The 19632-nt window shown below is 65.3% G+C and carries 14 protein-coding genes and 1 pseudogene; 8 read left to right on the plus strand and 7 right to left on the minus strand.

Translation table 11 applies throughout. From position 1 onward, the window contains the following. Positions 1-135: 135 nt before the first annotated feature. From ACQPXH_RS12535 to ACQPXH_RS12545, 3 genes and pseudogenes are all read right to left on the minus strand, one after another. Positions 136-1689, minus strand: coding sequence for an acyl-CoA carboxylase subunit beta (locus ACQPXH_RS12535; RefSeq protein WP_433602503.1), 1554 nt, complete (start codon positions 1687-1689; stop codon positions 136-138). Between the two features lie 188 nt (positions 1690-1877). Then, positions 1878-2387, minus strand: a pseudogene (locus ACQPXH_RS12540) (VWA-like domain-containing protein); the annotation flags it as partial. 874 nt (positions 2388-3261) lie between these two features. Next, positions 3262-4107 (minus strand): 3-hydroxybutyryl-CoA dehydrogenase, encoded by an 846-nt coding sequence (locus ACQPXH_RS12545; RefSeq protein ID WP_433602504.1) that lies wholly within the window; start codon positions 4105-4107, stop codon positions 3262-3264. Between the two features lie 564 nt (positions 4108-4671). Between ACQPXH_RS12545 and ACQPXH_RS12550 the strand changes: the two genes are divergently transcribed. The 4 genes from ACQPXH_RS12550 (at position 4672) to ACQPXH_RS12565 (ending at position 10289) form a co-directional block, all read left to right on the plus strand. Then, positions 4672-6009, plus strand: a complete 1338-nt coding sequence (locus ACQPXH_RS12550; protein WP_433602505.1) for an MFS transporter — start codon at positions 4672-4674, stop codon at positions 6007-6009. Between the two features lie 386 nt (positions 6010-6395). Next, positions 6396-6893, plus strand: a complete 498-nt coding sequence (locus tag ACQPXH_RS12555; RefSeq protein ID WP_433602506.1) for a MarR family winged helix-turn-helix transcriptional regulator — start codon at positions 6396-6398, stop codon at positions 6891-6893. Then, positions 6886-9468 (plus strand): MFS transporter, encoded by a 2583-nt coding sequence (locus tag ACQPXH_RS12560; RefSeq protein ID WP_433602507.1) that lies wholly within the window; start codon positions 6886-6888, stop codon positions 9466-9468. Before ACQPXH_RS12555 ends, ACQPXH_RS12560 begins: the two co-directional genes overlap by 8 nt. Beyond that, positions 9468-10289 (plus strand): YceI family protein, encoded by an 822-nt coding sequence (locus tag ACQPXH_RS12565; protein WP_433602508.1) that lies wholly within the window; start codon positions 9468-9470, stop codon positions 10287-10289. Before ACQPXH_RS12560 ends, ACQPXH_RS12565 begins: the two co-directional genes overlap by 1 nt. Positions 10290-10337: 48 nt before the next feature. Here the strand turns inward: ACQPXH_RS12565 and ACQPXH_RS12570 are convergent, their stop codons facing one another. Beyond that, entirely contained in the window at positions 10338-11093 is a 756-nt protein-coding gene (locus ACQPXH_RS12570; protein ID WP_433602509.1) for a class I SAM-dependent methyltransferase, read from the minus strand. 175 nt (positions 11094-11268) lie between these two features. Here ACQPXH_RS12570 and ACQPXH_RS12575 point away from each other — a divergent pair, with 175 nt between their 5' ends. Further along, positions 11269-12339, plus strand: a complete 1071-nt coding sequence (locus ACQPXH_RS12575) for a D-alanyl-D-alanine carboxypeptidase family protein (protein ID WP_433602510.1) — start codon at positions 11269-11271, stop codon at positions 12337-12339. A 460-nt stretch (positions 12340-12799) separates the two neighbouring features. Here ACQPXH_RS12575 and ACQPXH_RS12580 read toward each other — a convergent pair whose 3' ends face one another. Together ACQPXH_RS12580 and ACQPXH_RS12585 are read right to left on the minus strand one after the other, a co-directional pair. Next, positions 12800-13396, minus strand: a complete 597-nt coding sequence (locus ACQPXH_RS12580) for a hypothetical protein (protein ID WP_433602511.1) — start codon at positions 13394-13396, stop codon at positions 12800-12802. Between the two features lie 92 nt (positions 13397-13488). Further along, the gene (locus ACQPXH_RS12585; protein WP_433602512.1) at positions 13489-13668 is read right to left on the minus strand and encodes a hypothetical protein; all 180 of its coding nucleotides are present in this window, start codon (positions 13666-13668) and stop codon (positions 13489-13491) included. Positions 13669-14231: 563 nt separating this feature from the next. Here ACQPXH_RS12585 and ACQPXH_RS12590 point away from each other — a divergent pair. Continuing rightward, positions 14232-15473, plus strand: a complete 1242-nt coding sequence (locus ACQPXH_RS12590) for a lipase family protein (RefSeq protein WP_433602513.1) — start codon at positions 14232-14234, stop codon at positions 15471-15473. A 64-nt stretch (positions 15474-15537) separates the two neighbouring features. Here the strand turns inward: ACQPXH_RS12590 and ACQPXH_RS12595 are convergent, their stop codons facing one another. Next, entirely contained in the window at positions 15538-16287 is a 750-nt protein-coding gene (locus ACQPXH_RS12595) for a hypothetical protein (RefSeq protein ID WP_433602514.1), read from the minus strand. A 358-nt stretch (positions 16288-16645) separates the two neighbouring features. On the opposite strand from ACQPXH_RS12595, the gene ACQPXH_RS12600 reads away from it, so the two are divergent. Both ACQPXH_RS12600 and ACQPXH_RS12605 read left to right on the plus strand, forming a co-directional pair. Beyond that, positions 16646-18481: a peroxidase family protein gene (locus ACQPXH_RS12600; RefSeq protein ID WP_433602515.1), complete on the plus strand. Its 1836-nt coding sequence runs from the start codon at positions 16646-16648 to the stop codon at positions 18479-18481. 21 nt (positions 18482-18502) lie between these two features. Beyond that, the gene (locus tag ACQPXH_RS12605) at positions 18503-19627 is read left to right on the plus strand and encodes a catalase family protein (RefSeq protein ID WP_433602516.1); all 1125 of its coding nucleotides are present in this window, start codon (positions 18503-18505) and stop codon (positions 19625-19627) included. Positions 19628-19632: the final 5 nt, after the last annotated feature.

Raw genomic sequence — 19632 nt, forward strand, 5'->3', positions numbered from 1 at the left:
GCGCAACAGACTGTGATGGTAAGCACACCGAATCAGCCTGACATTGGCGAAATTGCGCCTCGCCGGTGAGCAGGACGAGCGCGCGGATATTCGCGAGATCGATTGGCGGCCAACGGCTTCGGCGACCGGAAAAGATCACATCGGGTACACCGGGTGTTTGCGCGGGTTGAACTCCGGTTTGACCGGCTGCTTGTCGCGCAACAGGTGCAGTGCGCGCCGGATCTCCAGACGGGTGTGCGCCGGTTCGATGACCGCGTCGATGTAGCCCCGTTCGGCTGCGATCCACGGGGTGGCGATCGTCTCGTTGTACTGGTTGATCATGAACTCGCGCGCCGCTGCGCGATGCTCCTCCGGCACCGCCGCCAATTGGCGCTTGCCGATGAGGTCGACCGCGCTTTCGGCACCGATCACCGCGATCCGAGCCGTCGGCCAGGCCAAACTGATATCCGCCCCCACCTGCCGGGCTGCCATCATGCCGTACGCGCCACCGTATGACTTGCGCACGACCAGGTTGATGATCGGCACCGTCGCCTCGATGATCGCGCGCGGGACCCGGCCGCCGCGGATGATCACGCCATTGGCTTCCTGCTCGAGGCCCGGCAGCACGCCCGGGGTGTCGGCGACGAATACCAGCGGGATATTGAACGCGTCGCAGAGCCGGATGAAGTAGGTCGACTTGTCCGAGCAGGCGGCGTCGATGGAACCACCCAGCACCAACGGCTGGTTGGCGATCACGCCGACCGGATATCCGTCGACACGGGCGAACCCGGTGATCAGATTCGGGGCGAACGCGGCACGGACCTCGTGGAATTCCCCGTCGTCGAAGATCCGTAGCAGAATCTCGTGCATGTCGTAACCGGTGCGATCGGAATCCGGGATGATCGTGTCGAGTTCCCGATCGGCAGCAGTGATCTCCGGCTCCATGCCGGGGTTCACGATCGGCGGCTGCTCGAGACAACTCGTCGGCATGTAGCTCAGGTAGTTGCGCGCCCACTCGTAGGCTTGCTGCTCGGTGTCTGCCACGTGATGCAGGGTGCCGCGTTCGGCCTGTACCTCGGCGCCACCGAGTTCCTCGGCGGTGATGTCCTCACCGTTGACGGCTTTGATCACTTCCGGCCCGGTGACGAACATGTAGGAATCCCGGGTGCCGACGAGCACGTCGGTGTTGATCGGCCCGTACACCGAACCGGCGGCGCACTTGCCGAGGATGATCGACACCTGTGGCACATACCCGGACAGTTTCTCCAGCACCCGGGAAATATCACCGAACGAAGCGATCGAACCCACCGCGTCCTGGATACGCGCACCGCCGGAATCATTGATCGTGACCACCGGGCACGCGTTGTCGAACGCGAGTTGCAGCGCCCGCATGAACTTGCGGGCGGAGGTGATACCGACCGACCCGCCGTACACGGTCTGATCGTGGGCGATCACCACCACCGGACGGCCCCCGATCAGCCCGCGACCGGTGACCAGCCCGTCACCGTAAAGAGCATCCGGTTGACCGGGCTGACGCGCCAATGCACCGGTCTCGATGAACGTCCCGCGGTCGAGCAGCATGTCCATACGCTCGCGAACGCTTGGCACACCCTTCTTCTCGCGCTTGGCGACACCGGCCTCACCTGCCGGTTCCGCGGCGATCGTCAGGATCTTGACCAGTTCATCGATTTTCGCCTGGGTACCTGTCACGCCCGCTGCCACCTTCCGATCCAAACTGTTGTGCCGTCGCGACGTTAAGCGGTCTCGACACAGCACGTGTCATTGAACCGGATATCCGGGATAAATCACAGTCGCGGCCGGGCACACATCTGGTTGTGTCCGACCAACTTCCGATGACCTGTGCGCTCGGCAGCCGAACCTCTGCGCCGCGTGATCAGCTAGCCGATTTCGACGACTCGTGCCCACGCGGGTGGTGTGTCCGGAACGTAATCGGGATCGCGTTCGCTCCATACAGGGGCCCGGCGGAACAGGCCCACGACGGTGCGGCAACACGGCTTGGTCTCGGGCCAGGGCGTCTGACCGTCGGTGAGGACCACGATGACGTCCGGGCGGGGTTGGGCGCGAAGGGCTTTGGCGAAGCCTGTGCGTAGGTCGGTTCCGCCGCCACCTACCAGCGGTATGCCCTCGGCCGCGCACAGCGGGTGCGCGACCCGGGCGGCCGCGTCGCAGGAGAACACGGTCACCAGGTCGCGGCGCCCGCCCGCCGCGCGGCAGATGGCGGTCACTTCGAGTAGGGCGCTGCCGAGTTCGGCGTCGCTGACCGAACCGGAGGTATCGATGATCACGCTGACGCGAGGTGGCGTGCGCCGCAGGCTCGGCAGGATGACACCGGGCACACCGGCCGCGCGGCGCGCGGGTCGGCCATAGGTGTAGTCCTCGCCGACCCCATGTTCCCGAGCCTCGTCGATCACGGGCCGCGGAGCGGAGGTTCTGAGCCGCAGCGGATCCCGGCTGCCGTCGAGCATCACCGCTGCTGACCTCGGCAACGGGCGCCGGTACTGACCCGGTGGGGAGGGGATGCCGCAATGTCTGGGTCGCATCACCATGTCCTATCTCGTCATGCCTGGACTCCTGTCTGTCGGCAACCGGACGTGCACATTGCTATGCATCCGGCTCGAGCAAGCCCGTGGCGGGCTGATGGTGAATCAGCCGATCGAGGTGCGGGATCCAGATTTGGTAGAGGGTGTGATGAGCGAGGGGATTTCGAATGGATCTGGGCCACAGCGTAATCTGCCGCAGTTGGGGGTTCCCGATTCCGACGTGCCATGCTGGCGGAGTGAGGTCCGCGGCGACGGAGATACTCGACATCCTCGATCAGGTGATGGCGATCGTGCAGGCCGGGCCGCAGGATACGAGCTGGCAATCTCGGTATGCGGACGCGGCGGAGCTCGTGGGCGATCTCACCGACCATTCCGAGCGGATTCGGCGAGGTGACACGAGTCGGTTGCCCGATCTGAAATTCTTGTTCGTCGCGACCGGCCCGCTGTGTGAGATCGCGGCCAGCAGTGGGTGGTCGGCGGCTTACACGGTGTTGGGCAACCGGTTCGATCGGTCGTATGAGTGGTCGCCTTAGTGCTCCGGCGCTGCTGGCGAGACAACACCGTCTACAACCCCTACAAACACCAGCACCGCGAAGCCTGACCGTCGGTCTTTCGTGGGGTATCGAAATCGTTGACCGCCGTTGACTTCTCGCCATCGAGCAGCGGATTGCGTCGGTGGTGGCCGCCCGGACTCGGCGTGGGCGGCCGGTTCCATGACGGATCAGTAGGTGTAGAAGCCGCGGCCGGTCTTGCGGCCCAGGTATCCGGCGTCGACCATGCGGCGCAGCAGCACCGGTGGTGCGTACTGGGGTTCGCCGAACTCGGCGTAGAGGGACTCGGCGACGGCGAGGGTGACATCCAGGCCGACGGTGTCGGTCAGGCGCAGCGGACCCATCGGGTGGGCACAGCCGCTGACCATGCCTTCGTCGATGTCCTCGGCGCTGGCGAAGCCGGTTTCGAACATGCGGATCGCGTTGCACAGGTAGGGGATCAGCAGGGCGTTGACGATGAAGCCGGCCTGGTCCTTGGATTCGATGGTGCGCTTGCCCAGCACGTCGCGGGCGTAGGCGCTTACCTTGTCGACGACCGCACGCTCGGTTTTGAGCGTCACGACGATCTCGACCAGCGGCAGTACCGGGACGGGGTTGAAGAAGTGCACACCCACCACCCGGCCCGGGTCGGCGGTGGCGTTGGCCAGTCGGATGACCGGGATCGATGAGGTATTGGTGGCAAGGATGGTCTCGGGGGAGACGATGGCATCGAGCTTGGTGAAGAAATCGGCCTTGAGCGATTCGATCTCCGGTGCGGCCTCGATGACCAGCTCGCGGTCGGCGAAATCGTCGATCGACGTGGTGAGCGTGATGTGGGCGCGGGCGGCGTCGGCGGCGGCATGTTCGAGCCGCCCGGACTTCACCGCGCGGGCAAGGGACTTCTCGATACGCCCGACGGCGGCCTCGGCCGCCTCGGTGTCGCGTTCGAGAACCAGGACCGACCCGCCCGTGCGGGCGGCTACCTCGGCGATACCGGCACCCATGGTGCCGCCGCCGATCACGCCGATGCGTTCCATTTCGATTTCTCCTTGTACTCGATGTACTCGTGGACATCCTGCTAGACCGCGGGCACCCACCGACGGGCGGGCAGGCACTGTAGGTCGGATCAGCTGAAGTGAGTTCCCTTGGGGGAGCGCGGGCTATCGGTCGGCGACATCGCCTCGAGGTAGGTTGATAGTCGGACTGCGCGCTGAGTGCCGCGGGTGCGCGGGGTGTGACAACGACAGCTTCGAGGCGGATTTCGCGTCGAGTTCGAACATGATCGACTTCATGTACGCCTTTGTCATCCAACGGCGCCGGCATGAGCTGACTCTGTGACTCGATAGCACCCGCCCCATCTCGGAGACGTTCCCGCATGCCCAGTGGATCTCTGATCAACCAGTCGGCAAGATCACCGGAGCCCAGCGCCTATAATTAATTAGATAGGCTAAGCAGTGTGGTGCGGTAGCCGGAACCCTCGCCAGGCTTGGGGCGCGCTGTCGTTTACACGGGCGCCGCGCCGCATCCGCTCCCGGGCCCATCCGTAGCAACCGAACGTTGCTTCTCCACCGAACAAGGAGCTGACCAGCAGGAAGGCAGTCTTGACCGCGACCCCCTCCGACGACTACGAGAACACCACCGTCACCGATTCAGTTCGGTCCGATCTGCCGGACCCGGCATCGGAGCAGCCATATCGCACGGGCGGAATGTTCGCTTCCCTCACCGTCCCCAATTACCGCTATTACTTTGCCGGCCAAGTGGTTTCGAATACCGGCACCTGGATGCAGCGGATCGCCCAGGACTGGCTGGTACTCGGTCTCACCGGCAGCTCATTCGCCGTCGGCATCACCACTGCCATGCAGTTTCTGCCGATGCTGCTGTTCGGTCTCTACGGCGGCGTCATCGCCGACCGCTTCCCCAAGCGGGGCCTGCTGGTCATCACTCAAGCCACCATGGGGCTGCTCGCCGCGATACTCGCCGTCCTGACGCTGACCGACAGGGTCGAGGTCTGGCACGTATACCTGCTGGCGCTGCTTCTGGGCATGGTGACCGTGGTCGACAACCCGACGCGGCAGTCGTTCGTCCCGGAAATCGTCGGCCGCCAGCGGCTGCGCAACGCCGTCAGCCTGAACTCCGCCAACTTCCAGGCCGCTCGGCTGGTCGGACCGGCGGTGGCGGGAGTCCTGATCGCCGCGGTCGGATCCGGCTGGGCCTTCGTGATCAACGCTTGCTCCTTCGCGGCCGTTATCGGCGGCCTACTGGCGATGCGACGAGCAGAGCTGACGCCGGTGCCGCGCTTGCCCAGACGGAAAGGCCAGCTCCGCGAAGGCCTTCGCTACGTGCGCGCGCATCCGCAATTGCTCTGGCCGATCGTGATGGTGGGCTTCATCGGGACCTTCGGCTACAACTTTCCCACCGTGCTGTCGGGTTACGCCTACCACGTCTTCGATGTCGACGCCGGAAAATACGGCCTGCTCAACACCGCACTGGCCGCGGGATCGCTCGTCGGCGCGCTCCTGGCGAGCCGGCGCGGACGGGTGCGGATGCGGATGCTGGTCGCCACCGCGATCGGCTTCGGAGTGCTGGAGGCGGTCACCGCCTTCGCCCCGGACTACTGGCTTTTCACGGCCATGCTTACGGTGGTCGGTCTACTCGGCCTCACCTTCAACACTTCCGGCAACTCGATGGTGCAGCTCGAGACCGACCCGTCCATGCGGGGGCGGGTGATGTCGCTGTACATGATGGTGTTCACCGGAGGTACCCCGATCGGCGGCCCGATCGTGGGCTGGCTCACCGAACGGTACGGCCCCCGGTTCGGATTTTTCGCCTGTGGGGCGGTCTCCGCGGTGGCGGCGGCACTGGTCGGTCTCGTTCTCGCCCGATCCGCCGGCCTGCGTGTGCAGATCTGCGGTGGTCGGCCGTCGCTCGTTGCCCGCTAGGAAGCTGCTTCGCGGCCATTCGGCACCCTGGCTTCCGACAATTCAAGATCAGTGTTTCCGTGGGTATCGCCGCCGTGGGCGGGGTTTTCTGCTGCGTTGTCGACTGCGGCATCTGGTGCGGGGCGGGGTCGCGATCCCCTGACGCAAGGCGTCAAATGCCTTCGCCCACAAGGCATATGGCCGCTGGATGGTATTCGCGGTGCAAGTCGATGATCGCGAACGCCTTCTCGTGGGATGAGAGGGCGGTTGTGGTGTCTTCCTTCGTGCGGTCAGTCCGGGTGGGTTGCCCCCGTCAGCCGACGCGCCGCGCACAGCTAATTGCTTAGCGCAAGTAAACTATGTATAGTTGCGTAGTACAAGCAACTAACCTCGTGCTGGGAGTGGGCATGGCAGTGTCACCCGATACGGCTCAGGGCCTGATAAAGGAGCTCTATTTCATGGGCCGGGCGATCCGCGCTGCCCTTTCACAACCGGAAGAAGGGCACCTGCTGCCAGGGGGTGTCGGCGTGCTGGGCTCCCTCGAGGCCAAGGGGGCGTGCCGGCAGGTGGATCTGGCCGTGGACTTGTGCATCACCCCATCGACGCTGAGCAGGCACGTCGCCGAGCTGGTGAGCTCCGGCGATATTGCCCGCCATGCCGATCCCAGCGACGGCCGGGCCACTCTCATCCAGATCACCGACCAGGGACGCGATCTGCTGCTGCGGGTCCGAGTGTCGCGGGCACGGGGATTGCAGGCAGCTCTCGCCGATTGGAGCGAGGACGAAGCCGAGCAGGCTGCCATGGTTGTTCAAAAACTCAGGAATTCACTGGCCGCGGTCGCGCATCACACAGTGGTGGGTGAGCACGAGCCGGTTTCGACAGAGAGTCAGGAAGTGGATGTCTAATTCAGTCGATGCGCAGACGCGCCGCGATCCGGACGCGATGACCCATCGTCAAATTCTGGAAGCCCTGACCGGCTTGCTGGCGGCGTTGTTCACGGCGTTGCTCAGTACCACGATCGTGTCGACGGCGCTACCGACGATCATCGGTGATCTGCAGGGATCACAGACCGCCTACGCCTGGGTCATCACCACGGCGTTGCTGGCGAATGCCGCGTCCACCCCGATCTGGGGCAAGTTCGCCGATCTGTTCAATAAGAAGCTGCTGGTCCAATCGGCGATCGTCATCTTCGTCGCCGGCTCGATCGTCGCCGGACTCGCCCACAACGTGGCGGTGCTGTTGGTCGCGCGTGTCATCCAGGGCATCGGCATGGGCGGGTTGACCGCCCTGGTCGTGGCGATCATCGGTTCGATCGTCGCGCCTCGCGAACGCGGTCGGTACTCGGGCTATATGGGTGCGGTGATGGCGGTATCGATGTCGGGTGGACCGATCCTCGGTGGCGTCATCGTCGACAGTCCGCTGGGCTGGCGTTGGTGCTTTTTCGTGTGCGTGCCCATCGCGGTGATCGCGCTGGTGCTGTTGCAGCGGACGCTGCGGCTGCCCACCGAGCGCAAGGAGCAGGTGTCGATCGACTGGCTCGGTGCGGGCCTGCTGACCGCCGGTGTTTCGGTGCTGCTGATCTGGGTGTCCTTCGCCGGGAAGGCGAACTACTACGCCTGGATCTCTGCCGAGTCGGCGCTGTATGTCGGTGTGGGTGTGCTGTTGCTGATCGCGACGGTGTGGGTCGAGTCCCGCGCCAAGTCGCCGATCATCCCGCTGCCCATCGTCACCGAGCGCACCACGGGTTTGGCGATCATCGCCTCGATCGCGGTCGGTATCGGTATGTTCGGTGCGACCACCTTCCTCGGTCAGTACTTCCAGACCGCGCGCGGATACTCTCCGACCGTCGCGGGTGTGCTGACCATCCCGTTGGTGGCGGGCATGCTGACCGCCTCGGTCGGGTCCGGCCAACTGATCACCCGGTTCGGTAAGTGGAAGAGCTTCGTCGTCAGCGGCGGTGCGCTGCTGGTGGTCGGGTTCGCGTTGCTGTCCACGATCGACCACGCGACCAACCTGTGGCTGGTCGGGAGCTACATCGCCGTTGTCGGGCTCGGCGTCGGCATGATGATGCAGAACCTGGTGCTGGCCGTGCAGAACACCGTGAGCGTGCACAATATCGGCGCGGCATCGAGCAGCGTCGCCTTCTTCCGCACCTTCGGCGGCGCGATCGGCGTCTCGGTCCTGGGTTCGGTACTGGCCACCCGAGTGAGCGAGCTCTCGGCGCAGGGTTTCGCCAGGCTCGGTGTGCAGACTGGATCCTCCGGCGGCGGCAGCCTGAATCTCGACGCATTGCCGGCACCCATAGCCACGATCGTGCGCGCCGCCTACGGTGATGCCACCGGCCGGATCTTCCTCATCGCCGCGGCTGCGACGGCCGTCGCCCTCATCGCGACCATCCTGCTTCCGAACCGTCCCCTGCGCCGCACGGTCGACATCGATCCGACCCTCGACCCGACAACGAAAAAGTCTGCGTCGCAAGACGATCCAACCGTCGCGGACGATATGGCGGCACTGGATGCCGAACTTGCCGCATTCGCGGAGTCGAGCTGGGACGAAACCCAACCCTGGGAGGGCGCCGAGCCGGTGTTGTCCGAGCTCGAACCGGTGCCGGCCGCGTCGGTCACCGGGCATGGGCCGGTAGAACAGAACGGGCGTGTGTACCGGGTCGTTTCGTCGTCACAGACCGGTCTATCGACCGTGTCCGGGTCGGACTTGGCCGGTGGGGCGTTGGGGGGTCGTGTCCATCGTGAGGACGGTCGTCCGGTGCCGGGTGCGGTGCTGACGTTGATCGATCACGGTGGCCGTCAGGTCGCGCGGGCGAGCAGTGCCGCTGATGGCGGGTACGCGATCACCGCACCGGAGACGGGTGGCCATGTGCTGATCGTGTCGGCGATGGGGCACCAGCCGGCTGCGGTCAATGTGTCGGTCGGTCAGCGGCACCAGCACCTGGATGTGACCTTGCTGGGTTCCGGTGAGTTGTCGGGTGTGGTCCGTTCCGCCGGCCACGGTGTGCCGTTGGCGGGTGCGACCGTCACCTTGACCGATTTACGTGGTGAGGTGGTCGGAGCGGCTGTCACGGGCGGCGACGGCAGCTACGTGTGTCACGGTGTGGCATCCGGTGCCTATACCTTGGTCGCGGTCGCCGAGCATATGCGTCCCAGCGCCGCCACATTGACGGTGCCGGACAGCGGTGTGTTGCGCCATGACATCGAGCTGGCCGCGATGGCGGTGCTTTCCGGATCCGCGTGGGCCGACGGCGGCCGGGTGCCCGATGTGCTGGTCAGTGTGCTCGACGCGGCGGGGGAGGTGACCGCGACGGCACGCACCGACGAGAACGGACATTATGTTGTGACCGATCTGCTCGAAGGCCAGTACACGGTCGTTGCGCGTGGCTATCCGCCGGTGACCGGGCAGGTCACCGTTTCCGGTGGCGAGGTCGCCTACGATGTGCGGCTCGGCTACGAGCCCGAGGATCACTGATGAGTGGGTTGACCGGTCGTGTGTGCACCGCACAAGGATGGCCGGTACCGGATGCGATCTTGACGGTGACGGATATGCGGGGGCGCCAGATCACCCGCGCCGTCGCCGACGAGACCGGGGCCGTGGGCACCGAGCTGTTGCCCGCGGGTGTTCATACCGCGGTGCTCACCGCTGTCGGGTTCGAACCGGTCGCGCGGACCGTGCAGATCTCTCCGACGGGGACGGGTGTGCTCGGCGAGGTGGTGTTGGTGCCGGTCGCGGGTGCGATGGCGGCTCCGCCGCCGGGACCCTGGACGATCGATCCGGTGCATTCGACGGTGATCGCAACCGCGCGTCATCTGGGTATCGCGAGCATCAAGGCCCGATTCACGGAGGTCAGTGGGCGATTCGATATCGCCGAGCCATTCGAGCGGTCCACCGGGCACGCGGAGATCAAGGCCGCGAGCATCGATACCGGTACTTCGATGCGTGACAATCACCTGCGTTCCCCGGATTTCTTGGATGTCGACACCTATCCGCTGATCACTTTCACCGGCAGCGGGTTTCGTCGCACCGGTGGTGACACCTGGGTGATGCCGGGCGAGCTGACCCTGCACGGGCAGCGTCGCCCGGTCGATCTCGACGTGACCTACGGTGGGTTCGGAGCCGATCCGTGGGGTGGCGTGCGTGCCGCGTTCCACGCCGAAACACTATTGCACCGCAATGATTTCGCGATCGACTACAACGCCGTCGTGCGCGCGGGAGTGGCCGCCGTCGGCACGACCGTCAAACTCGACCTCGACATCGAAGTCGTACAAGGCGAGCAGCTCCCCACAATGTAAGTAACCACCTGCCGCCGAAATCTACAATTCGACAACCATTCGTCGTGGTCAGCGGATCGCGACGACCACGGCGTCGGTGATGGATCGCCATGCCACCCCGGTTTCGGCGAATCCGGCCTCGCGCAGTCGGGCACGATGCCAGGCGAGGGGATGCGGCACTCCCTTGACCCGTCCTTCGAAGATCGCACGGCTGGCGGCGAATTCGTCGGCGAGCACCGGGTCGGCGGCGACGTCGGTCCACCACTGGTCCCAGTCGCGTGCTCCCTTGGCGCGGGCACGCTCCTGGTGGACGGTTTGAATGATCTCGTCGAGGGCGTTGAGCAACGGGGTCTGGGGATCGGGCATGTGATCGGCGTTGACGAATATCCCACCCGGGCGCACGAGCGGCCGCAGGTCCGCGTACAGCCGGGCCAACGTCTCGGGTTGCATCCAGTGTGTGGATGTCGCGGTCAGCACGGCGTCGAACGGCTGGGCCGGCAGTGCCCGCGTCCACCCCGGTTCCTCCAGGTCGGCGACGACGAACGAGATGCGGGCATCCCCGTCGAAGGATCCCCTCGCCATCGCGAGCAGGGTGGGATCCCTATCCGCCGCAACCGAACTCGCCTCCGGTAGCTGGGCGAAGAGCCGACGGCTGATGCTGGCGGTCCCACACGCCAAATCCAGCACTCGTGGTGCCTTTCCGGCTGTCGCTTCGACCACCTCGAGCATCACCCGGAATCGCTCCTCGCGATCGGGCATATACAGCTCCTGCTGGCGATCCCAGCTGCGTTGCCATGCTTCCCAGTTCACGCATCCTCCCGCCATCGAATCGATGCTCGTGCTTTCGGGTACCTTCCGGTAACAAGATCGACAACGACGCCGATTCTTCCGAACACTCGCGCGATCCCCGGGAGAACACGCGGGCATCGGGTCAGGCACTTCCGAATGGTACTGGCGATCGATTGCGATGCTCGCGGTCCGTTCAACCTGGCCCGCAGGATTGGCCGAGCTGTTCGACATCGGTCGATCACGGCGCGCGCTGACGGTGACCTGGTGGCAGTCGCTGATTAGCCAGTTGTACGCTGTCGCTGGAGTAGCGGGTAATCCGGTCGGTGAAATCCCACTGGTCGACGGGTTTGAACGGCAGAATGTGGCCATGTCAAAATTTGCCCGATTGTTGCAGAATGTCGTCGCTGTGGCGCTGGTCGTGGCAGCCGGTCATGGCGTCGCTGCCGCGCCCGCCGCGAGCGACGCCCATATTCAGTTACCCTGGCTGACTTCCGAGCCGGACGGAGTGCAGGCCTCGGGCGCAGCGCTCGCAGACGGAATCACCGGCACGATGTTGTGGTCGCGGCAGTCGAACACGCCGGTCCCGATCGCAAGCATCGCGAAGGTGATGACGGCGCTGGTCGTGATCAATGCCGGTGACCTCGACCGGACCACTACCGTGCCGCAGGAGAGCATTGCCTACTGCACCAGGTACGACGGAAGTAGCGCAGGCCTGGTCCCCGGCGAGGTGCTCGCCACGCGACAACTCCTGTACGCGATGATGCTTCCGTCAGGCTGTGACGCCGCCTATACCCTTGCCGAGGCCTACGGGCCCGGCCAAGACGGCTTCATCGCCAAAATGAACGACACCGCGCGTCAAATGGGCCTGGCGGGTACGCAATTCACCGACCCCAGCGGGCTGCCCGCCCCCACCGACGACTCCACATACTCCACGCCTGCGGACCTGGTGGCTCTTGGTCTGCGGGCGATGAGCCTGCCGGTGTTCCGCGAAGTGGCCGGGGCGCGGAGCTATCATCTGCCCGCCGGCCCGGGCAATCGCGATCACTTCTGGCAGACCACGAACCTGCTGCTGCGCGACTATCCGGGCACTGTCGGCATCAAAACCGGATCCACCGACGCTGCGGGAGCCTGCCTGCTGTTCGAGTCGGTGCGGGCGGGAATACCGCTGATCGGTGTGGTCCTGCACAGTTCGCCCGGCAGCGGTGTCGTCGCGAAGAACGACGCCGAGCGCATGCTGAACTGGGCCTACGACCCGATCCTGACGGCGCTACCGATCGGTTAGCGCCGACTGTGGCACCATGCCCGCGGATCCCGGTGCGCATCAGGACGATTCGTGGTCAAACGACGGACAGCGTCCGCCGTCCGCGAAACTGGCTACTGCTGGCGCTGGATGAGTATCGACACCAGATAAACCCGCCACCCGGTCCGCGAGGACGAACCCACGGCCATCCTTTCGCGCGGCGGCTGGCTTCCAGGAAGACAACACCGCTGTTGGCGGCAGAGCCCACCAATCCCCACACGGCGTACTGCCATGACATAGAACAGACGACACGGGCTAAATCGCATGCGCGCGCGGGCGATTGGAATCGCACCACGGCCCGCTCGGCGCAGTCGCGCGCCGGCGCGTCAGCGAGTTCGCGCGCTACGGGATCGCTGAGAGCGCGCGAGCATTCGGCGTGTTGGTGAATCTCGTAATCGGAACCGACTCCGGAGATGGGCGTCGAATCGGCTTCTGGGAAGGACTATCTCGGCGGCCAGGAGGAGTGCGGTGGGTACTGGTGCTGCGGGTATTGGGCCGGTGGTTGCTGCCACTGCGGTGGGTGCGGCGGGGTCGGGGTGCGCGGCGCAGACGATCGGGCCGACGCGATGATTGCCGTCACCGACGCGCCCAGGGCGAGTAGCGCGGCCGGGATGCCGAGGGCGAAATCTTTGGCCCCGGCGTATTCCGCGTGCTGCGCGATGCTGACCACGAATGAGAAAGCCGGGGCGAAGCGCGCACCCGCGGCGACGGCGGCGAGTGCACGGAAAGCGCCGTTCTCGGCACCGGCGCCGGTCACCAGGATAACGGCCGCCACCACGGCGATCGCGGCGGTGAGCAGGAAGGGGATATGGTCACCGAAATCGAGGAAGTCGTTGGTGAATTCCCAGATTCCCATCAGAATCGCGGACAGTACTAGCAGCCCCGCGGTGACCCAGTCCAGCGGTGAGGCGCCCGCCCGCGGCGGTGCACCGAACCCGGGCGGCGGATACTCCGGCCGCTGCTGCGGATACGGGTACCCCTGCGGATCAGGGTAATTCCCTTGAGGTGGAAACGATTCGGGTTGATGTGGCGTAACCACGGTGAACTCCTTGCTGACCCCCGGGGCCGACGTGCGATCGATCAGGTCGGTCCGGCAACCATACCGAACAGGGGCCCGTGGGCCAGCCGGTTCTACGGCCCGACATATAACTCCTCGTTGGGCAGCCGTGGGAGGCCGCGCGCGTCGTCCGGGACCACCGAAACAGCGTCGACATAGTGGTGGGTCTTGTGGTCCTCGATGAACTGCTCGGCGGCGCTGGTCCGCGCTATGAAGTCCAAGATCACTCCGTGCAGGTTGATTCGGAGGTGCACGTCCGGCTCGTAGAATGCTCCGGCGCTCGTTGCACTTCCCGGGGATGTGCGGGCATCGGTGTGCACGGTCGACCGCGGTACGGGGTGGCAGATCATCGGTTCACGCAAATTCCGAGCAGTTGATTTTCTTGGTCAGGCGGTATTCCAATACTCGTTCAGGACCATCGCCCGACCCTTCCCACCGATGGCGAACGCGATCCGGACACCGAGTTCGGTGAGCACGGCACAGAATTGCGTTGGCGCGCTTGTGTACTCAACTAATTCCTCGACCACCATGGCACCCGAGCCATCAGCACGGCGATGCCCCCGACTTCCGGCGTGTGCCGACGGCGATGGATCGATCTCAAAGGTCTCGAAGGTCTCGGCTGTCCGAACGGCTCTAGCGGTCCACGAGCCCGACGCGTCCGCTGCATCGACGCTGAGATTTGTCTGTATCGAGTTTCCGATGCTATTTTCCCAGCGCACCGGCTACTTTCAGCGTATCGCTGAAAGTTTGCCAATAAGGTTGCATGTGAGCTCGGACTTGCTGGTCAAACGAATGCCGTGAACTACCCGTGGAGGTCATGGTCGTGACTCGTCGGTTTCTTCGCTTTCTCCGCAGCAGGCGCGGTGGTTCACTACGAATCCTGAGTGCGCTGGGTAGCGTGGCACTCGGGCTGCTGCTGGCGACGACGGCAACCGCAGAACCGTTGTATCCGCAGCCCGATCCGGACCCGTTCTTCGCAGCACCGGCGGATCTGGCGGCGCACCGGCCTGGTGATGTGCTGGACGTGCGGGCGCTGCCGCCCGTGATCCTCTTTCCCGGCGCCACCGTCACGCTGGTCTCGTTCCGGTCCACCAACTCTCAGGGCGCGCCGATCGCGGCGACCACCACGATCCTCACCCCCATCGGTCATCAGCCAGATGGGCCGCTGCTGTCGTATCAGCACTTCATCAATGCGCTCGGCACCGCGTGCGCGGTATCGCACCAGCTGTACACCGGCGATCCGAATCTGGTGACGACGGCGTCGATTTTGAACACGGCGCTGGCGCAGGGCTGGAGCGTCGCGCTGCCGGATCATCTCGGCCCGAACTTCGCTTTCGGCGCTGCGCGTTTGGGCGGCCAGATCGTATTGGACGGTATCCGCGCGGTGAAACGGCTGCCCGAACTCGCCGTGCAGCACAGCCGGGTCGTGCTGGCCGGTTACTCCGGCGGCGGCATGGCCACCGGATGGGCAGCTGCGCTGCAGCCGTCGTACGCACCGGAACTGGAGCTTGCGGGCGCTGCCATCGGCGGCGCTCCGATGAACATGGAGATAATGGCGGAGGCGGTGGGCATGGAGACGCATCCGGCCTTCGGGCTGGCCATGGCGGCGGCGATCGGCCTGGAGCGGGAGTACCCGCAGCGGATGCCGGTCAGCAGGTATCTCAACAAGCGCGGGTTGACAGTCCGGGACGCCATGGCCAACAGTTGCACCAACCAGATCCTCGTCACCGGTGTCGGCGGCAGCGCCCGCGAATACCTCGCCAGCACCCCGACTGCTGCCCTCCCGGAAGCTCGAACGGTGCTGCGGGAGAACAGTCTGGAATTCTACGATCGGGCGCCGGAAATACCGGTGTTCGAATGGCATTCGCCGACCGACCCCCTGATTCCGATCGAAGCGATCGACCATGTCGACAGCCGCTGGTGCGCGGCCGGGGTACAGGTGCAGACGCTGCAAGTGCCCGCGGTCGAGCATCTGTCGGCCGCAGTGATCGGTGCCCCGGGGGTGCTGGCCTGGCTGAACGCCCGGATTCTCGGGGAGCCCGCACCCGCCACCTGCTGACGGATCGGCGCCCGAAGCGGCGCGCCACTCGACGGACCACCCTATTCCAGTTCCAGAGCGGAAATCACTGGGGGATCGATCGCGCGGTCAATGCGGCGAGCACCTGCTCGGTCTTGGTTTCGCCGGTCGCGATGTGCAGACCACATCGACGTACTGCGGCCTCGAATTTGCGTTGCCGGTGAAGGGCGCGGTTTCGCACCTCGGCGTGTGACTCACCGTGTTCGGGAGTGACTCTCAGGGACAGTTCGAGCAGGTCGAGGTCGGCGATGGTCCAGCGTTCGGCATCGACGTGCAGATCGCCCACGCGCACCTTCGTCCATTTGGTCGACGCGATGGGGCCCATGGCCAGGAGGTGGTCGACCGCTACCCCCGGAGGTGTGCAGCTCACCAGGAGTTGGCGTTGGGCGGTGTCCAGGACGGTGTTGACGTCGGCGCCGAGCACTGTCGCCTCGCGCAGTGATCCGGCCGGTCGGTCACTGACTGCCGAGGCGGACAGGACGCGGCGTTGCGCGTTCCAGTCTTCTTCGATGCGGTACCGCAGTGCATCGTCGGTGAAGGAGGTGGTCCATCTGCCGACCAATTGCGATGGCAGGCAGGGACGCAGTTTGACGGTCAGGTCGTCGGTCTCGCCGCTGCGTAGCCGGATGGCGATTCGGCTCGACAGCAGTGTCGGCGCAGGGTGGAACCCGTTGGGACGGGGCTCGGCGAACCAGATGCGACGGTCGATCGCCGGCTGTCCCGTGCACTCCAGCCGGGTCAGTGCCGCCGCGACGTCGCCGTCGAGGTTGACCTTGATTTCGATCGGAGTGATCACTCGAGGGCCCCTTTCTCGCAATTGCCGCGGATCCTCCCGCTTTCCGGCAGCACCATCCAAGACAGCGTCGTCCAACCGGGGCCGGTCGGCGCGCGTACCGCGCTACCCGATTGCGTGCGTCGGTATCCGCTGCCGCGTACGGGGAAGTAAGAGCCGGATTGCTCGGAACCGAACGCCTCGTCGGCGGTAGGCGTAGCTACAGAAAAGTGTCGCGGGCATTAAGGATCGGCACTTCTGCTGCGGGGATCGGGTTTGGCGTAGTCGACTACTCGCGACTGGTGTCCGGTCGCCCCGGAGACTGGCATTCGAATTCGATCTTGGCGCGTCGCAGCTCGCGCCAGCCACGTGGAGGTTCGTCATGGTCAGCGAAAAGTCGACAATTCCACCGCCGCGACCGTCGTCGCGTCGCCTGCCGCCCGTCACCCGGCTGTTGGTCGCGGTCGCCGAGACGCTCGATCGCGGTGTGGGCTGGTTCAGATTGCCCACGCCGCTGGGGTTGGCCGTCCTCGTCGGCTTGCGCAGCCGCCTGCGCGCCCAGAATCTCTTCGACACCGGTCCTCATCCGGACGGACCGTTGCCGGCCGACGGGTCTGCTGTCGGCGAGCACCTGCGCGCACGAACCGTCGACGGGACCTACAACACTCTCGCCGAGCCCCGCGCGGGGTCGGTCGGCTGCCGGTTCGGTCGCAACGTCCCGCTGGAGTACACCTATCCGGAGGATGCCGACCGGATAATGGCACCCAACCCGCGGCTCATCAGTCGGGATCTGTTGACCCGCGACCGATTTCAGCCGGCGACCACGTTGAATCTGCTGGCGGCGGCCTGGATTCAGTTCGAGGTCCACGATTGGCTCAGCCACGGTGACAGCGATACCGAGCCCTGGACGATTCCGCTGACCGGCCTGGATCCGTGGCCGGTGCCGCCCATGACGATCCCGCGCACCCCCACGGTCCCCAGCCCCGAATCCGGCGGCCCTCCGACTTACACGACCCAGGAATCCCACTGGTGGGATGCCTCCCAGATCTACGGCAGCACACCGAAATTCGCCGCAGCGCTACGGACCAGGGAGAAGGGGCGGCTCCAGGTCGACGAATCGGGACTACCGCCGCTGGATGTGGAAGGGCTGCTGGACCTGTCCGGCCCAGCGGCCAACGCCTGGGTCGGACTCGCTCTGTTGCATTCGCTGTTCATGCGCGAACACAACGCGATCTGCGAGCGCCTGGGCCGCCGTTACCCCGATATGAGCGACGAGCAGCTTTATGACACCGCCCGTCTGGTCAACTCCGCATTGATCGCCAAGATCCACACCGTCGACTGGACACCAGCCATCATCGCCCACCCCACCACTGTCGCCGCCATGCGAGCCAATTGGTTCGGCGTCCTCGGGGAGCGGATCGCTCGCCGGTTCGGTCGCATCAGCGGCAACGAAGTGTTGTGCGGAATACCCGGATCCGCCACCGACGACCATGGCGTCCCGTATTCGCTGACCGAGGAGTTCGTCGCCGTGTATCGGATGCATCCCCTGATCCCCGACGACTTCGTGGTCCGCAGCCTGGCCGACGACAGTATCGTCGCCGAGCATCAGCTACCCGATCTGGGGGTCGCCCACATCCGCGAGCGACTGGCCGAGACACCGATGGACGCATTGTTCTACTCGTTCGGCCGCGCCAATCCCGGTGCGCTGACCCTGCACAACTATCCAGTCCACCTGCAGAAACTCGCCCGCCCCGGCCACCCGCTGATGGATCTCGCGACCGTGGACATCCTGCGGGTCCGTGAACGAGGAGTACCGCGCTACAACGAGTTCCGCCGCCAACTGCGCCTGCCACCTGCCACCTCGTTCGACGAGTTGACCGACAACGCGGTGTGGGCGCGTGAACTCGAGCAGGTCTACGGCGATGTGGAAGATGTCGATCTCATGGTCGGTCTCTACGCCGAGCCCAAACCACCCGGATTCGGCTTCAGTGACACCGCATTCCGCGTGTTCGTACTGATGGCCTCGCGGCGGTTGTCGGGTGACCGATTCTTCACCACCGACTTCCGTCCGGAGATCTACACCGAGGCCGGCATGGCGTGGGTACGCGACAACACCATGCGCAGCGTCCTGCTGCGTCACTTTCCCACTTTGGCGCCCGCGCTCGATGGTGTGGCCAACCCGTTCGCTCCGTGGCGCAGCATCGCCCGCGCCGCGTGAGCCGGAAAGGAAACGAACGCGATGACCGACCTGACCGCACCACGCACGACCATCCGCTCCTATCTTCGCTACCGCGATGACCTCGAACGGCCGCGACCCGACGAAGAGCGCGACATCGATAGGATCATCGCGGTGCTGCGCACCAACAACGAACGCGCCTATCGCATGCACAAGCACGGACTGCGCGACGCGCACGCCAAGAGTCACGGCATTCTGCGCGGTGAACTCACCGTTCACCCCGGCCTGCCGCCCGAACTGGCCCAGGGCTTGTTCGCCACCCCGGCGACCTATCCGGTCGTCGCCCGGCTGTCGACTACCTCCGGCGTAATCCGCAGCGACCAGCTGCGCGGCGTGCGCGGGCTGGGAATCAAGGTGCTCGGCGTGGACGGCCCGCGCGCACTGCCCGGCGACCAGGCCAGCACCCAGGACTTCATCATGGTCACCCACCGTGAATTCCTGTTCGCCGACGCGCACGCCTACTACACCCAGGGCATGCCCACCGCATGGGTGCTGGCCCGGTTGCCCGATCCGGTCCTGCACACGGGCAGTACCGTCCTTTCCGCGCTCGACGCGCACGTGTTGCGACGTATCGGACGTCCCCTGCCACCCAACCTGGGCGTGTTCGTCCGGCCCAACACCCACATCCTGGGCGAAACGTTCTATTCCTCGGCACCCCTGCGCTACGGCGACTACATCGCCAAGATCCTCTACACCCCGGTTTCGCCGGAAGTCAGCGCTCTGACTGGTCAACCGGTGGGCCACGACGCAGGCATCAACGCTCACCAGGAAATGGTCGTCGACTTCTTCGCCTGCCACAGTGCCGAATACGAGCTGCGCGTGCAGTTGTGCACCGATCTCGACACCATGCCGATCGAGGACGCCACCGTGGAATGGCCCGAAGCCGAATCGCCGCACCGGACGGTGGCGACCATACGCTTCGACCGCCAGGACCCCTATACCCCGCAACGGCGCGCCTTCGGTGACGACGTGTTGTCGTTCAATTCCTGGCGTGGTCTGGATGCCCACCGGCCACTGGGATCGATCAACCGGCTCAAGCAGCGCGTGTACGAAGCATCCAGCAACTACCGTCACAACGTCAACAACGCCCCCCGCCTCGAACCCACCCCCGACCAACTTCCGCAATAACCACC

The sequence above is a fragment of the Nocardia sp. CA-135953 genome (assembly GCF_050955735.1).
Lineage (GTDB): Bacteria > Actinomycetota > Actinomycetes > Mycobacteriales > Mycobacteriaceae > Nocardia.

Bases quoted from the DNA above. Each gene is read 5' to 3' on its own strand.
- ACQPXH_RS12555 (WP_433602506.1), top strand. From the start codon at position 6,396: ATGGCAGTGTCACCCGATACGGCTCAGGGCCTGATAAAGGAGCTCTAT.
- ACQPXH_RS12590 (WP_433602513.1), top strand. From the start codon at position 14,232: ATGGTCGTGACTCGTCGGTTTCTTCGCTTTCTCCGCAGCAGGCGCGGT.
- ACQPXH_RS12600 (WP_433602515.1), top strand. From the start codon at position 16,646: ATGGTCAGCGAAAAGTCGACAATTCCACCGCCGCGACCGTCGTCGCGT.
- ACQPXH_RS12560 (WP_433602507.1), top strand. From the start codon at position 6,886: ATGTCTAATTCAGTCGATGCGCAGACGCGCCGCGATCCGGACGCGATG.
- ACQPXH_RS12545 (WP_433602504.1), bottom strand. From the start codon at position 4,107: ATGGAACGCATCGGCGTGATCGGCGGCGGCACCATGGGTGCCGGTATC.
- ACQPXH_RS12570 (WP_433602509.1), bottom strand. From the start codon at position 11,093: ATGGCGGGAGGATGCGTGAACTGGGAAGCATGGCAACGCAGCTGGGAT.
- ACQPXH_RS12605 (WP_433602516.1), top strand. From the start codon at position 18,503: ATGACCGACCTGACCGCACCACGCACGACCATCCGCTCCTATCTTCGC.
- ACQPXH_RS12565 (WP_433602508.1), top strand. From the start codon at position 9,468: ATGAGTGGGTTGACCGGTCGTGTGTGCACCGCACAAGGATGGCCGGTA.